Origin of the sequence: Bradyrhizobium icense, from assembly GCF_001693385.1 — a bacterium.
Taxonomy (GTDB): Bacteria; Pseudomonadota; Alphaproteobacteria; order Rhizobiales; family Xanthobacteraceae; genus Bradyrhizobium; species Bradyrhizobium icense.
The window spans coordinates 5,865,343-5,880,458 of sequence record NZ_CP016428.1 but is presented as its reverse complement, the minus strand read 5'-3'; the positions used below and the strand labels follow the sequence as shown (position 1 = coordinate 5,880,458).

The following is a 15,116-nucleotide window of genomic DNA, read 5'->3' as shown; positions in this document are numbered from 1 at the left end:
CGCGCTTGCTGCGCCGCTGCAATGACGATGGAGAGCGTGAACTGTGCGAGGTGCGTCGAATAGTTCATGGCCTTCTCGACCTTCGCCATTTGTCGCTGCCAATATAGCTTGTACCGGAGATTGACCTCCTTCAGCCCGCCATCGTTCTGCGCTCGACGCGCGCGACCACCTGGTCGACGGCGGTCGCGGCCGCCCGCTCGATCTGTTCGGCCAGCAAGATGCTCGCTCCGAGCTCATCGGCATCAAGAGCGGACGCTCGTTGAGGCGCCTTCAGTCGCCGCTGCAACGGCATCGTCTGGCTGGTGGAAGCGGCCTCGTGCTCCGGCAGCCAGCGATATGCTCGATGTTAAAAATCTGTAACCCTTTTGTGACGGGCTTCTTCGAGATCATGTTCTGCTTTCTGGTTATCCCGGCAAAAATAATCTTTTTCCTATCTCAAATGGGACTGGCCCCCGCGTCTGGATGAGGTAGTTCTACTAGTGATTGAGCGCGGTCCTCGCGGTTTTCGGCAGACTTGATTCCAAACATGGAGAAATCTAATGGACGTCAAAAAGCTCTCGGTGAAAGAAGCGGCGGCAGCAGCCGCTAAATGTGCGGCAACGGCTGCGCAATGCGCCGCTACGGCTGCCAAATGTGCGGCGACTGCGGCGCATGCCCAGGCAAAAGCCGCCGCAGCGCGATGCGCGGCAACCGCGGCGCGGTGCGCTGCAACCGCAGCGAGATGCGCCGCAACCGCGGCGAAGTGCGCGGCAGATCATCCCTAACTGACGGACTCTGATCCGGTGGGGCCTTGGCGCATCGCTTCAGGCGATGGTGCTAAGGCTATTGGAGGCCTCGGAAATGAGCGTTCCGCGCTTGGGCGTTGGGCTTCAGTTCAATCCGGAATTGATTGGTTGGTTTCCGTTTCTGGACCAACCCCTTGATGCGCTGGAAATACTGTTCGACTCGGTCATGAGCCCTCTTGATGGGCCGGGGCTTATTTCTCCCCGTGCCGTCGATCTCATGCGCGACATTACGGATAAATATCCGCTCCTCGGACATTCGAACTACGGCGGTGACTTCGGCTTCGACGATCTGATGAGCACAGCGGCGGTGCGGCGACACGTGCCGCTCTCTCAGAAATTCAACGTTTCCTCAGTCGCCAACCACTGTTTCTATGGCGATGCCTCCTGGTCCGACGTTTGGAGCAGTCCGTTGCAATTCTCGCGGGCTGAAGCTGTTCGTGTGGCAGCGAGGGCGCGCGCGCTTCAAGATCTTTACGGCGTTCCGCTCGCACACGAAAACGCTGCGTACTACCGCGTGTGCCCCGGCAGCGATATGCCCGAAGAGGAATTCCTCGCGCGAATGCTTGAGCTATCAGGCACCTACTTGCACCTGGACTTGCACAATCTATACGCGAACGAGCAGAACCACCGCGCGAGAGGCTATTCCATTCATCGATTTCTGAGCACTATACCGCTCGACCGTATCATCACTATTCATATGGCAGGAGGGCGTTGGATCAACGGTCAGTATCACGACCTTCACGATACCCAGGTTGCAGAAGCCGTTTGGGGCCTGCTCGACGATGTTTTGTCGCGCGCGCGCCCTGGCGCCGTCATCCTCGAATATGAAACCCAATCCCTCTACTGCAATGGGGAAATGGCCGATACCGGCCGGACCACCGATCTAATCCTCTCGGATCTCGAGCGGGGACGCGCGGCATGGGATCGCGCCTACGGCCGGGCGAGCAGGCGCACGACGCGCAGCGAGGCTGCCTAATGGACGCGCGGCTGGTCTGGGATACGTGGCGGCGCGTCCTGACAGACGATCGCCTCGCGAATTGGGTCATGGATCCCAACTCAAGGACGGAAGATCCTCATGGCTGCACGGCGGATGAGGTTGCAATACTGGCAGACTATGCGGGCACTCCCGCGCCGACCGAATCCAACATTGGCATGTATCGTCGCGGATTGGTCAGGAATGCTCTGGGTGCGCTGGACCTTGTCCCGCTCACCCGCCGTCTGCTGCACGCGAGTGGACTCGATATCGAAGCGGTTGCGGCAGAATTTGTGCAGTCAGATGGTTACGCGGATAATGGGCCTTACTTCTGGCGGACCGCGGCGGCCTTTGTCGCATATTTGGCCGGTCGTCCGGAGTTCTTCTCCCGCGCACACCAGGACGTGCTGGCGATCGACGCGGCTGGCATTGCGCTTGCGCGGCAGCTTGGCGAGTGCGCTCCCCTGATATGGCCCAATACCGCGGCGGAGGCCTTCCCGGCAGGGACAAGCCCGAGCAGGAATTTGCGGTCAATCCGCTTCGTCGCCCATCCGGCAGCGACCATGATTTCGTCATCCTGTGATCTCACCCCATGGATTGAAAGTCCGTTCGACTTCGACCCCCGCCACGACCTCGAAGCCTCTCCACGACATTGGCTGATCTATGTTCCGGCCGCCGAAGCCGCCCATGAATATGCGGAGCTTTCGCAGCGGGCCACCCGCGTCTTTGATGTTCTTCGCGTCCCGAAGAGCTTGGTGGAACTGGCGACGGCCCTGAACGATGTTCCCCACGCTGATGTGCTCTCGCTGATCGACTGTTTGGCGGGGCTCGGTGTCATCGTAAGCGCATCGGATCTGCTCAGCCTTACCAGTCGAGAGGTGCAAGTGCCTCCCGGGCAGGGAAGGCAAGCCGCAGACGATCTCGATCTTGCTTCCCACCGGATCTGCGGCGCTGCGCCCCATGAAACTGCTTGAGCACCTTAAGACCTCCAGTCCCGATAGCCTTTCCGGCGGGCTGCCGGACGATGCATTTGTCATGCTCGACCCGGACGTCGAGGTTCTAGGCGTCGAGATTGCCGAACATCGATTGCTCAGTCACCGCTACTTCGAAATCGGCATGGTTGTACCACCCGGCGACGGCCTATTGGATTTTGTCACCACGCTCATCAACGAGCCTGTTAATCTGGCGGTTCTGCGCGCTCAATTCGACGATCAGCACATGATCGACAAGATGCTGGCTTCGCTGCGCCAGCACGGCTTTATGCACGTTACCTCGCAAACGAAGCCGTCGACCGAAGAGCTTGAGCATCTCCGACGTATCGCGGAAGGGGCGCGCACCTCAATCTTGCGCCGCTCCATCGTAATCGACCTGGATGCCGAGATTTCGATTGCGCAGATCTCCACACGCTTGAAGGACGAAACGCATCCGCCGGAGCTGCTGCTGCGTTGCGCGCGGCTGGCAGATCACATGTCGATTTTGGGCGAACTGTCCCGCCTTCGTCAGAACGGCATCGTTCGAATGCACCAGACCGTGGTGCAAACGCAACACCTGTCGAGCGACCGTGAACTCCGGCGATCGCTCGTTCGTCTCGGCGCCTCGGTCTACCTCGACAGAATTTCTTGGCCGGTGCCGAACCATCCGATTGCCGGGCTTGAGGAGATGGTCCGCGATTGCGTCGCCGTCCATCTACTCATGACGCCCGACCTATCGATCCTGAATGAGACTGAGCGGGGCCGCGTTCTGACCTGGGCGGCCTCGGCCTTCATCTCCGGTCTATGCTTACGGCTTGAGCCGGAAGCTCTCTGGCCAGCGGGCGATGCCGGCGAAGATGATTTTGTCGCCATTTTCAACGCAGTTCGCACGATCGAGAACGCGCTCGGCGACGTCTTGATCCTTAATTTGCCGAGTGATGAAGTGTTGCTGGGCAATGCGGCGTCTTCTACGTCTCCCGGCCGGCTGTCCGATTTTTCCAACCGCTTTCGTGCGGCGTATTTGCGATGGCGTCTCCCTTTGTTGAAGTCGTGTGAGAACGACAACAGCTGGAGCCAGCTACCTGAAGTCGAGGACAAACTGGTCCGCGCGCAGGAGGATCTGCTTCCCAATCACCCGGAATTGCTGCTGCTCAAGCCAGGTAGCATCGTGGTCGACGTGTGCGGCGGCCTGGGACGTGTTGCACGGAGATTGTCGCCGGCGGTTGGCGAAGACGGACTCGTGATTTCCGTCGAGATGTTTCGCTGCCTGAGCGATCGGGCGCGCCGGTTCGCCTCCGAACGAAACTTCACGAACCTCCATTTTCGTCCTGGTCTTGCGCAGCGTCTCGCTCTGCCCGATGCGTCAGTTGATGCGGCCGTTAACGAATGGACCGGAGGCATCTGGGAGTTGGGACTCGGACCGAGCATGGTCAAAGAAATGGCGAGGGTCGTTCGCCCCGGAGGCCGCATCGCGATCACCCATCGGCTCGTGCAGCTTCATCTCGCCTCGCTCTGGCAGCCATGGGTCCAGTATAACGAAATCTATACTTGGATTCGCGAAGCCTGCGTGCATCCGGACCTGACGATCATCGCCGAACGCATCTGGGGTCAAATCGTCCCGTCGCTCGTGGGCGAGCATGCAACCCTTTGGCGCAAGCAGTATATGCCGCGCCTGATAAATCCCTACGACGTAATCTACAGATACGACGACAGTCCAGATACGCGCGCCGACGTTTATCTTACGGTCATCGCGCAACGGCGGTGATCTATTCAACTGGTGGCGCGATACCGTGAGGTGCGACGATGAGATCGCGAGAATCCGCTCTTGAGCAAGCACGCTCGTCGCTGCAACGGCTCGGAATTCCAGCGGCGTTGCCGGCGCTTCATGCCGCCGGCATCGGCATCAGTCGTGCGGTCCTGGGCGGATCGCATTCAGTGGCAATCTACCCGCCCATCAACTCATTGACACCGCTCGATTCAACGAGTGTGATCGATACGATCGAGTGGGGCGGAGAAACGAGCCTGTACGTTCATGTAGCGTTCTGTGAAACGCGCTGCACCTTCTGTCATTACACGGTCGATCACTACGCTGGCCGGGCAAAACACTCTATCGAGGACGACGCTAAAGTTGCTCGTTATCTCACGGCGCTAAAACGTGAACTCGCTTTTTGGGGCGCGCGGCTCGCTCGCGCCGGCACCGTAGTGTCATCAATCTATATCGGCGGAGGCACGCCGCTCGTTCTCGATGAGCCAGCGTTGCACAGTTTGATACGTACCATTCGAAATGAATATGATTTGCGACCCGACGCAGAGTTTTGCATCGAAGGCAGTCCCCTCACAATCGCCGCGCCTGAGGGGGAACACAAGCTGTGGTCTCTCAAGGCTCAAGGCATTACCCGCCTGAGCTTTGGAGTACAGTCGTTCGATGATGAAGTGCTCAAATATGCAGCCCGCGGCTACAAACGCGAGACTCCAATTCGTGCATGCGCAATTGCAAATCGGATCTTTGAGAACTGGAATCTCGACCTGATCCAGGGTCTCTATAAGGCGTCGACTTCGGAAGTATGGGATAACCTTGAAGCCATTGCCGAGATCCGTCCGCCACACCTCACTTGGTATCACGGGCGATTTGGGGATCGTCCTCAAGGACACTGGTATAGGACGGAAACAAAGCGAGCGGAGTTCGAGGACGAGTTCGCCACGCTTCTTGGCCGCATGCTTATCTGGCAGGAAATGGCCGCGCTCGGCTATGACCAAACCGACGGAAACCGCTTTGTGCGATCGCATGAATTTACCGATCCATTCAAGAAGATCCGGACGTCGGCGTCGAGCGATCTTCTTGGAGTGGGGGCGGGAGCTTATTCCCACGTCGGCGTCAAAGTGGCGAAGGCAAACTATCGGGGGCACGTGTTTCGCAACGACCCGAATATCCGGACTTATGTGGATGCCGTTTTGACAGGCAACGTTCCGATCGCCACGGGACGCGGCGTCGACGAAGAGGAATTGCTGGCCGGGTCTTATGCGACAGGGCTTCGTACCGGACGGATCGAGGACGAAAGCCGGCGGTCGCTCCGCTCCGCTCATCCCCAGCTTTCGCGGTATTATGACGCTCTTGTCAATGAGCTGAACAATGCCGGCGCATTAGAGGCTTATCTCGACGATAGCGGCCAGGCCGGACTGAGACTTTCCTCGCTCGGTAAGCTCTTTGAAGATGAAGCCTTGTCCTTCTTCTTCAGTCCCGCGGTCAAAAGCGCATTGGCCACAAAAACGACAAGCGAACGCAAGCTGCAGCTCGCATAACCGAAAGGCCGGAGAGGTCGTCATGGACAGCTTGGAGCAGACTACTACAAGGCAAAGCGGGCCTACGGGAGACGGCATACGGGCCGAACGGGCTGGCTGGAGCTTTGGTGGTGATACACCTCAATATTTTGATCGCCACGTCGCAAGGTCCGTTCCCAACTATGAAGCCGGCCATAGGCTGATCGAACAGGTGAGTGACTTTTTCGTAAAGAGTGACTCCGTCGGTTATGAAATCGGTACTTCAACCGGAACGCTCCTACGGCAATTGGCGAAGCGTCATCCACACGGCACGCGCTGGATCGGGATCGATAACGAACGTGCCATGATTGAATACGCGCGCAGCGCTCAGGGCAAAGCGCCGAACGTTGAGTACCTGCTCGCAAACGCATGCGAGGTAGATTACGAAGCCAGCGATTTTATCGTCTCCTATTATACGATTCAGTTCGTTCCGCCGCGACACCGGCAAAGCTTGATTGATTTGGTTTATAAGTCGCTTAATTGGGGTGGAGCATTCCTGTTTTTCGAGAAAGTCAGAGCGCCAGATGCGCGATTCCAGGACATTATGAGCGCGATCTATATCGACTACAAATTGGAGAACGGCTACTCTCCGGAAGAAGTCCTGGGAAAAGCAAGTAGTTTGAAAGGCGTACTTGAGCCGTTTTCGACCAAGGGCAATCTCGATATGTTGCATCGTGCGGGTTTTGTGGACACCATGACCATATACAAGCATGTCTGTTTTGAGGGATTTCTGGCCGTCAAATAAGACTGTGTAGCTCGTAGTTTGCATCGGGCAGACCTGCGTCGGAAAAATTGGCCCTGACCATTTGACAAGGTGCTCACCTCGCCATTTCTTGAACACTCGAGAGCGCTTTCCGGATTCCCCAACCATCCCCGTGTAAGCACGGCTTTGCAGCGGTCAACGTGAGCTCGGCAGCTGATCGTTGCGCCATGGCGTCGCTCCAGCAGCCATGCTCACCCTGTCGATCGGCCCGGGCTCGGCTCGCGCATCACGGCAGAGGCAGAGCCTTGCCGAGCTAGGGGGGGTGCGGGTCGCCATGCGCCCACAGCGACTTCGATGACGTCGTCCATACCATATAGTATGCAACCGGCGCAAAAGGGTCTCAATCGATGAGCGCCTCACGTGGCGAACGAAAGCTGGTCGAACAAGCAGTCGGCTTGTTTCGAGCCAAGGGCTATTCGGCCACAAGCGTCGGGGGAGATCGTGCGTACTTGCGGCATCACCAAGGGCGGGCTCTACCATCACTTTTCTGGAAAGGACAAGTTGGTCATTGCCGCGATTGAACGTGTCCATGGCATGTTTCGGAGCCAAATCTTCTGCCCAATCGATGCGAGCTCGGCTCCCGAGCATTCTGCAGGTCGCATCTCGCGGCCGCTGCGCGGCAAAGGCGTTGCTTATAATGGTTTCAACGTTATCATGCTCTGGTCGGCAGCCGTCGCGAACGGTTACAGCGGCTCGCCAGCTGCGACTTCATCCGCGAGTTTGAATTGAGTGTGCTCGTGTCCGAGGAAACAACAATGGTCGCCACGCTTTGCTCCCAATAGGTTATAAAAACTCGGAGAAGGCTAATTTGATCGACTGGACTGTCAATCCCTACGCCGGTGGTGATCCAAATGATTGTCGCAGATGCCGTCCTCAGGAAGCCCGCCTCAGATCTTCTGATTGTACTCGCCCACTTCTGGATGCGTGAGCAGCACGCCGTCCATCATCTCGAACATGTCGCGCATGTGCTGCTCGGAGACCGGGCTATGGACTACCACGACCAGCTCGGGCTTGTTGGACGAGGCACGCACCAGGCCCCAGCTGCCATCCTCCACCGTGACGCGCACGCCGTTGACTGTGACGAGGTCGCGGATCGCCTGGCCGCCGATCTTCGCACCGCTTTTCTGGAGACCTTCAAAGTCTTCACCACGGCGTGGACGACGCCGTACTTGGCTTCATCCGCACAGTGCAGCGACGTGGTTGGCGACGACCAGGTTTTCGGCAGCGCGTTCTTCAGATCCGCGGCCATCGACTTGCCGGGCGCGCGGTCGAGAATGTCGCAGATCGCGATCGCCGAGACCGGGCCATCGTCATAACCGCGGCCGAACGGCTTGAAGAAGAAATGGCCCGACTTCTCGAAGCCGGCAAGCGCGCCCATCTCGTTGGTGCGCCGCTTCATGTAGGAATGCTCGGTCTTCCAATAGGCGGTCCCCGCGCCCTGCTTCCGTAACACGGGGTTGGTGACGAACAGGCCGGTCGACTTCACGTCGACGACGAACTGCGCATTCTTGTGGATCGCCGACATGTCGCGCGCCAGCATCACGCCGATCTTGTCGGCAAAAATCTCCTCGCTGGTGTTGTCGCGCGTCGCAGCGGTCGCCGTCGCCATCGAAGCCGACATCGGCCTTGTGATGCAGCACGGCGTCGCGGATCGTGTGCAGCACCTCCATGTCTTCAGGATTTGGATTGAATTTCGGGGTGTGGTGGAGCTCGGTGTCGAGCGGGATCACCTCGCAGCCAATCGTCTCCAGCGCCTGCGGCGCCGTTGCCGCAGGCCGCTACGACCTTCAGCTTGCGCTTCAGTTTCGGCCGGGTGGTGGATCGGCGATGTAGCGCGCCGGATAATTCTCGTGGAACTGGTAGGAGCCGCCGGCCTTGTTGTCGAACTCGGCATTGAGCACGATCTCCTTCAGCCGCGTCATCTCGTCGGGGCCGAAGGTCAGCGGACGGTTGGCGCCCATCTTCACCCGGACGGTCACTTCAAATTCCCCCACCTGTGGTCGCGCAAACTCCCCCACCTGTGGAGCAGGACAAGAGGTTATTAGGTTGACTGGGTTTTGCGTGCAAGGGCTTCGGCGGCTTCCTTGAGGCGGTAGCTGCGGCCGTCGAACTCGAGCAGATGGCAATGGTGCATGAGGCGGTCAAGGATCGTCGTGCTCATGGTGTTGTCGCGGAGATAAGCGCCCCAATCCTGCACGACGCGATTGGACGTGACGATGACGCTGCGGTGCAATTTGTAGCGTTGATGGATCAGAGTCTGCAGCAAAGCGCCAGCTTCGTCGGGGATGGTGCGAGCGAGGAACAGATCGTCAAGCACAAGCAGATCGCAGTCAAAGATGCTGCGCAGTCGCGCTTCGCGCTGAGCGGCGGGGCTGAGGGCGTAACGGTGAAAGAAGTCATCGGCCTCGAGATACTGGACCTTGTGGCCTTGCAGGATGGCCTGGTAGGCGACGGCCTTGGCCACGTGCGACTTTCCGGTGCCGGGCTTGCCAATGAGCAGAGCGTTTTCACCGACGGCGACAAATTTCAGCGCATGCAGCTGGAAGCAGGCCTGACGCGGCAGTTTGGGATTGAAGGACCAGTCGAACTCCGCGAGCGTGAGCTTCTCTTCGAGCCCAGATTGCTGGTAGCGGCGAGCGATGAGACGGGACTGACGACGATCGAGTTCGTCCTGCAGGAGCAGGCAGAAGGTCTCGAGGAACGGTTGGCTGGCGCCCTGGGCCTGCAGGACCCGGGTCTCGAGCGTGTCGCGTATGCCCGACAGCCGCAACTGTCGTAGGCAGCGATCGATTTCTGGCAAGGTCATGGTCATTCCGAAGGATCTCCTGTGGAGGTTGAAAGGCGGAGTTGATCGGCAATCAAGGTCTCGGCAGGAGCGCTCGCGTCGGCGGAGCTGGCCGGGGTTGCGGAGACGACGCGAGCGCGGTTTGGTGCACGCTGATCATCGCCGGTGTTGATGGGCCGGCTCTCGTTGCTGGCACGGTTCTGGGCGCCGAGGCGAAAGAGATCGCCGTATTCGGCCGCGGGACGGATCAGTGCATGATCCTGCGTCAGCGGCAGCGTGAGTTGTGGTGCTTGATCAAGGTGCTCGAGCGCCTGCTCGAACAATCGCTCGACGAGGGCGCGCACCTGTTTGTAGCGATGGATGTGATGACGCACCGCGTGATCGCAGGCCTGTTCGACGAGCCGGGCGGGATACTTCTTCGCAAGTCCGACAATGCCCCACATCGCGCGTTGCCCGACGCGGCCTTCGGTGTCGAACAGGCGCTGACAGAGCGCCTTCGCTTGCGGTCCGATGTCGCCGGCGCTTGCCAGCAGGAAGCCGGTCTGACGGGATGGATTGAACGGGCGCTCCTTGTCCGGCAGTTTGAGCGAACCCGGCCGTGCGGCGCGGGCATGAACGCGCAGCAGCGCCTGGGTGCTGCGGTCGCGGATCTCGATCGTGCTCTCGTAGAGGCGGACCACGACCTGGCTGCCGATCGGCGCGGGGCGTGCGGCGTAGTCGCTATGATCCACCCGCACGGTGGTGTCGTCATAGACGGTGCGCACGAGCTCGGAGAAATAACGGAAGCCGGTCGCGGGCAATGGCTGCAGATGCGGCTTCTCCTCCTGGAACATGGCCTCGACCTGACGCCTGGTGCTGCCATGAATGCGTTTGGAAGCCCAGTTCGTCTCCCAGTGCTCCAGAAACCCGTTCTGAGCCTCGAGTGACTCGAAGCGCCGCCCGGCGAGCGCGGTGCCCTGGGTGTGCTGGATCGCGTTCTCCACGGTCCCCTTGCGGTTCGGGTCCCGCACCCGTGCCGGATCGGCCACGACGCCGTAATGCGCGAGCACCGCGCCGTAGAGCCGGTTGAGCTCGGGCTCGTACAGGTCGGGCGTGATGACGCCTTCCTTGAGATTATCGAGCACGACATAGCCGGCGGCGCCGCCGAAATACCGGAAAGCCTCTTCGTGGAGCTGTGCCCAGATCTGCTGGCTCGACTTCCAGACCACCCGCCGGAAGCTGCGCCGCGAGTAGCGCAGGGTCATCACGAACAGGCGCGGCCGGCGGTAACGACCGCTCTTCGGATCACGGGTCAGCGCGCCTTCGCCATAATCGACCTGAGCTTCCTCGCCGGGGGCAAACTCGAGACGGTCAAACTGTTGGGGATCGCTGTGGCGCAAGGCGCGCACGAAACGCTTGACGCTCTCATAGCTCGCCGTGAAGCCGAACTGGTCTACCAGATCCTGGTAGATCGCCTGCGCATTGCGCTTCAGACGGACCTGCTGTTCGATCCATTCCCGATGCGGTTCACAGGCGGAGCGGGCGAAATCAAACGACTTGGCGGCCACCGTCGCTCCGATAGCCGGCGGTCGCGGAGGTGGGGGAGTTTGGCCATCGGCGGCCTCGGAGCCGGCGGTCACCCCGGGGGAATTTGCCTCCGCCGCTCGCCGGGACATGAAAATCGCCTGGTAGCGCCGGATCGTCTTGCGGTCGATCCCCGTCAGCCGCTGGATCTCTCGTTGGCTCGTCTGGCGCTCAAGTAACGTAAATACGGTGCTTTGCAGGTGCGGCTTCAAGACGTTCAACTCCCCGTCCCCTCTTCCCTAAAAGGGGGCGAAAATAAACGTCCTGCTACGCGCTTGGCGGCCGATCAGCCGCCCAGCCAGGCGGAATCAGGTGGGGGAGTTTGAGGTGACCACACCCGGGGGATTTTGACCGACCGTCGGGGATCTTCACGCCGGTCCAGCCACTGTCGTTATGCGACGCGGTGACCATCGCGATACAGGATACGTCAAGGTCGAACTGCGCGAAGTATGACATTGGCGTGACCGCAAGCCCGATGTCATGCACCTTGCATCCTGCCGCCATCAGGCCCGAGATTAGCGCATATTTGATCGAGGCCGAATAGCCCGCGGAAATCGTGGCCGGTGACGATCTCCTGTTTGACACCGAGCTCCGCGATCAGCGCGCCGAGCCCCATGCCCAGCGCCTGCACGCCCATCAGGTTGATTTCCTTGTTGAACAGCCAGCGCGCGTCATATTCGCGAAAGCCGGTCGCCTTCACCATCGGTTCGGATTCGAAGGCATAGGTGTTGGGCAGCAGCACGGATTTCGGCTTGGGAAACAGCGACACAATCTGTCAAAGATGAGGAAATTGACCGCAGCCACTGCGAAATGCTCAGGCCAAGGCAGCGCGGCGGTCAAACTCGAAAATCTCGATCCGGCGAGCCGGACCTCGACCGACACTTATCGTAGGCGGGACAACAGTGATACCAACTCGGCTTGCCGTCTCGTCCCGGTCCGCAGGAAGACGGCCTTGAGATGGTTGCGCGCCGTCCCCGGCGAAATTTTCATATCAAGGGCAATTTCCTCCAGCGCTTTTCCCTCGACCAGGAGCGATGCGAGACGAGCCTGGGCAGGTGTCAGTCCGAAGATCTCCATCAAAGAGCTCTGCGACACCTGAAGGTTTTCGTTCAGATCGGTTAGGAGAAGAAGGGCGCCCACATCCGGTAATAGGTCCTCGCCTTCCAACCCTTGCACAAAGGCATCAACGACGACCGGACGGCCCTGGCGTCTGGCGATCACGGTTTGCAAGGTGGTACGACCCGGGTTACTCGATGCGAGACGGATCTGGTTGACCAATCGGTCCAATCTCATTCGCGATTGAGGGTCGGCCGCGAACAGACGTTTTCCCTTGATCGAGAGATCGTCATCGAAAAGCTTCAAGGCGTCGTCGTTGACATCCAGCACCATGCCGTGACGATCGACCACAATCGCAGGCCGTTTCAGTAATCCAAGCGCACCAATCATCCTGCGCCGTTCCCCACGAGCGATGCGCAGTTCTCTCGGGCAAAATAGAATTCCCTTTGGACCGGCCCCCCGTTGCCTCTTCACTCTTGAGCATTTGGAATAATCAAATCGTGCTCGCCAATACTAAAGCTAGAAACATCATCAATCAGGGCGGCAACTTATAGCTGCGTGACTCCAAGTCGACAGTCCCATTTGGGATATGTGCCTCATTAATTTCTAGTCAGTTTCAGATTGCGTTCGCGGGCAGCCGAACTTTTCGCGGTCGGATTCGGGCTGCGTTTGCTCGTTCGATTTGCACGCTTGTTCGATGCCATTTGGTTGCGATCGATCCAAAAGTGAAAGTTCAACTTTGTCACGGAAAGGAAAGCGCCAAACATACAATTCCGCGCCTGCATACTTCAGGGGAATTTCCCCGCTTTCGCGCCGAATTTCATTGCGACTGGCTCTCACCATGAGGGTATTCTGATTTGAGGCGCCTGCCGGCTTTCCAGCTCGGGTCTGGTCGGTACCGAAAGGAAAATTGGCGGAGACTAAAGCATCGAGAGCGCGATGTCCTCGCACAGGCGCTTCTCGATAGATTGGCGATCAAGCCTTGCCAGGCCTGTTTCAAGCAAGCGGCGATAGCGGTGGATGCGGTGCGTGCGCATGGCGGCCAAGTTTTCGCTGATCATCGGCGGATTCTATCAGGAACGAGATGCTAGCTTGCCACCGGGGCTTTAAGACGGCGTTCATTCTGCGAAAGCAGCTTCGAACAGCCGATTGTGTCTATGGCGCACCAGTTTTGTACATAACGTACGATGAAACCGAGCGGGATGAACAGTCCGGGCCGCGGCAATGGCCAGCCCGATGTCGCGGTCAGATTCAGAGAATAGATCGTTCAGCCCAAACCTCAAGACGCGCGGCACTTGGGGACGATAAGGTCTGGTTCTGCAAACGCGACCATCCACAGGCAGGGGCTGCGCAACGCTCGCTGGCCAATGGGAGCGCCACTCTCTGCCCGGGTCCCAGATGCCTGCTCGCCCATTGTCGCGCGATGAGTCGGAAAGCCCGCATCACTCGCAGGCGGATTGAAGCGGACAGGTCATAGACAATTGGGCGGAAGGACCTGAGCACTGCGACGAGCCCTATGCAGCTCTAGGAGGTTCGTCGGGGAACGCTATTGAACACCGGTCAGCACATTTTGCTTTTTCTATCTCATTTGGGACGCGTCTCACTTCATATGTTCTGATCGCAGCTAGAGTAATGCGATCACATTTTTTGTGATCAACGTCATTCCAATCAACGGCTGTGGAATCCGTGGTGGGATGTACGCATCGACAATTCGAACTCAGCTATCCCCGCCAATAGCATCAACAGCATTCTGGTTTACATCAGGCCCGGTGTTCCCTCGCGCCGTGCCAAGCCGGACGAAGTTTGCTGACCTTTCGTTTGTCGTCCGGTGATCTCAACGAGGTAGAAGGCGGCGTGTGCAGGACGTGTACACCGGGAGATCAAGAAAGATCGGCACTCGGCCAGTGTAAAGCGGTCACGCTCGGTACGTCATGCATCAGCGTGTCCCGGCATCTGATTATTTGTGTGCGAAAGTTGCCGGCGCGGATAGAGTCTCCTACACGCACGGTTGATCATGCAGAGGGTTGGGCCGCACTTGGGCAAAGCGAAAATCTTCGGAGTATAGACGTCGGTCAAAGGCCCAGAATCTGGGAGAACTCCGACGTCATCGACCAAGCGGCCCTTGATTGATGCCGAGCACAGCGTTGGAAGCGATCACTGCGGCCCTATTCGGGTTCAATGGACGCGACCACGAGGACTCCTGGCGCCGCGCGCGTGTGGTGACCGAACCGACGGTTCTGGGCAGCAATTTCGAGGACGGCGAGGTGGCGCTCGGCCGCCTGATGCTTGATTGTCGCATGGTGCGAACGGCGCGAGCGCGCTGAATTGGGAACTAAAACAAGGGTATATCGATTGTGATCAGAACCGGGCGCCGCTTCGTCTTTCAACAGGCGAGCCGGCGGTCGATCGGTCGAAAAATGCGATGGGTTTTCTTGCGATGGAGGACGACATGCAGGAAGAGGCGCTGTCGCCGCGCCGGCGCCTTGCTTTGGAAGCGCCGCTGTTCCGGCTGCTCGCGATCAACTTTTCCGCGGGCGTGTCGCTGGCGGTGCTCCTGGTCGGTGGCCTCATGCTGCTCAATCCCGGCAACATACGAGGCCTCATCCTGGCCGATCACACCCCCGGCGTCGCGCTGGGGCTGCTCCTGTTCGGCTTCATCGTCACCCTCAGCTCCAGCGCGATGGGCACCGCCATCATGGCGATGGGGCGACGGCAACCGGAGGGCCCGCCGCGCGGATCGGGACGGTTCGTGGCTGAGACGGTCGGCGACAAGGCGCGCAGCGGGCAGCTGCATGATCGCTTCTGATTGAATAAGAGCCTATGTTCCGGGCAGTCGGTCTCAAGAACGAAAGCGGCACCTGCGCTAGCTCTGCATTCGAGGGCAAAGCGGAACTGTTGTCCT

The 15,116-nt window shown here is 59.2% G+C and carries 14 protein-coding genes and 2 pseudogenes; 8 read left to right on the top strand and 8 right to left on the bottom strand.

Annotated features, from left to right (window positions below; translation table 11 throughout):
- Nucleotides 1-130: 130 nt before the first annotated feature.
- On the bottom strand, nt 131-292 hold the full coding sequence (locus LMTR13_RS41340) for a hypothetical protein (protein ID WP_156795831.1): 162 nt from the start codon (nt 290-292) through the stop codon (nt 131-133).
- Nucleotides 293-840: 548 nt separating this feature from the next.
- Between LMTR13_RS41340 and LMTR13_RS27470 the strand changes: the two genes are divergently transcribed.
- From LMTR13_RS27470 to LMTR13_RS27440, 6 genes are all read left to right on the top strand, one after another.
- Nucleotides 841-1,761, top strand: a complete 921-nt coding sequence (locus LMTR13_RS27470; RefSeq protein WP_065733011.1) for an MbnB/TglH/ChrH family RiPP precursor modification enzyme — start codon at nt 841-843, stop codon at nt 1,759-1,761.
- Nucleotides 1,761-2,732 carry a hypothetical protein gene (locus LMTR13_RS27465; protein ID WP_156795830.1) on the top strand — a complete coding sequence of 324 codons (972 nt, stop codon included), beginning with the start codon at nt 1,761-1,763 and terminating at the stop codon, nt 2,730-2,732. Before LMTR13_RS27470 ends, LMTR13_RS27465 begins: the two co-directional genes overlap by 1 nt.
- Nucleotides 2,719-4,494: a class I SAM-dependent methyltransferase gene (locus LMTR13_RS27460; protein WP_065730504.1), complete on the top strand. Its 1,776-nt coding sequence runs from the start codon at nt 2,719-2,721 to the stop codon at nt 4,492-4,494. The genes LMTR13_RS27465 and LMTR13_RS27460 overlap by 14 nt, the downstream gene beginning before the upstream one ends.
- Before the next feature lie 38 nt (nt 4,495-4,532).
- The gene (locus tag LMTR13_RS39965; protein ID WP_083219257.1) at nt 4,533-6,029 is read left to right on the top strand and encodes a radical SAM protein; all 1,497 of its coding nucleotides are present in this window, start codon (nt 4,533-4,535) and stop codon (nt 6,027-6,029) included.
- Nucleotides 6,030-6,051: 22 nt separating this feature from the next.
- Entirely contained in the window at nt 6,052-6,792 is a 741-nt protein-coding gene (locus tag LMTR13_RS27445; protein ID WP_065730501.1) for a methyltransferase domain-containing protein, read from the top strand.
- 378 nt (nt 6,793-7,170) lie between these two features.
- Nucleotides 7,171-7,539, top strand: coding sequence for a TetR/AcrR family transcriptional regulator (locus LMTR13_RS27440; protein WP_083219256.1), 369 nt, complete (start codon nt 7,171-7,173; stop codon nt 7,537-7,539).
- 158 nt (nt 7,540-7,697) lie between these two features.
- On the opposite strand, the pseudogene LMTR13_RS27435 reads toward LMTR13_RS27440, so the two are convergent.
- The 7 genes and pseudogenes from LMTR13_RS27435 to LMTR13_RS41330 form a co-directional block, all read right to left on the bottom strand.
- A pseudogene (locus tag LMTR13_RS27435) lies at nt 7,698-8,777 on the bottom strand (phosphohexomutase domain-containing protein); the annotation flags it as partial.
- Nucleotides 8,778-8,851: 74 nt separating this feature from the next.
- The gene (gene istB / locus LMTR13_RS27430; protein ID WP_197521175.1) at nt 8,852-9,616 is read right to left on the bottom strand and encodes an IS21-like element helper ATPase IstB; all 765 of its coding nucleotides are present in this window, start codon (nt 9,614-9,616) and stop codon (nt 8,852-8,854) included.
- 2 nt (nt 9,617-9,618) lie between these two features.
- Nucleotides 9,619-11,379, bottom strand: coding sequence for an IS21 family transposase (istA, locus tag LMTR13_RS27425; protein WP_156795757.1), 1,761 nt, complete (start codon nt 11,377-11,379; stop codon nt 9,619-9,621).
- Between the two features lie 130 nt (nt 11,380-11,509).
- Nucleotides 11,510-11,921, bottom strand: a pseudogene (locus LMTR13_RS39960) (phosphomannomutase/phosphoglucomutase); the annotation flags it as partial.
- A 119-nt stretch (nt 11,922-12,040) separates the two neighbouring features.
- Nucleotides 12,041-12,604 (bottom strand): helix-turn-helix transcriptional regulator, encoded by a 564-nt coding sequence (locus LMTR13_RS27415; protein ID WP_065730498.1) that lies wholly within the window; start codon nt 12,602-12,604, stop codon nt 12,041-12,043.
- Between the two features lie 216 nt (nt 12,605-12,820).
- On the bottom strand, nt 12,821-13,057 hold the full coding sequence (locus LMTR13_RS41335) for an MATH domain-containing protein (RefSeq protein ID WP_156795829.1): 237 nt from the start codon (nt 13,055-13,057) through the stop codon (nt 12,821-12,823).
- A 77-nt stretch (nt 13,058-13,134) separates the two neighbouring features.
- Nucleotides 13,135-13,275: a hypothetical protein gene (locus LMTR13_RS41330; protein WP_156795828.1), complete on the bottom strand. Its 141-nt coding sequence runs from the start codon at nt 13,273-13,275 to the stop codon at nt 13,135-13,137.
- A 1,083-nt stretch (nt 13,276-14,358) separates the two neighbouring features.
- Between LMTR13_RS41330 and LMTR13_RS27410 the strand changes: the two genes are divergently transcribed.
- A complete protein-coding gene (locus LMTR13_RS27410; protein WP_065730497.1) occupies nt 14,359-14,538 on the top strand; it encodes a hypothetical protein in 180 nt (59 codons plus the stop codon).
- 98 nt (nt 14,539-14,636) lie between these two features.
- Nucleotides 14,637-15,020, top strand: a complete 384-nt coding sequence (locus LMTR13_RS27405) for a hypothetical protein (protein WP_197520927.1) — start codon at nt 14,637-14,639, stop codon at nt 15,018-15,020.
- Nucleotides 15,021-15,116 lie beyond the last annotated feature (96 nt).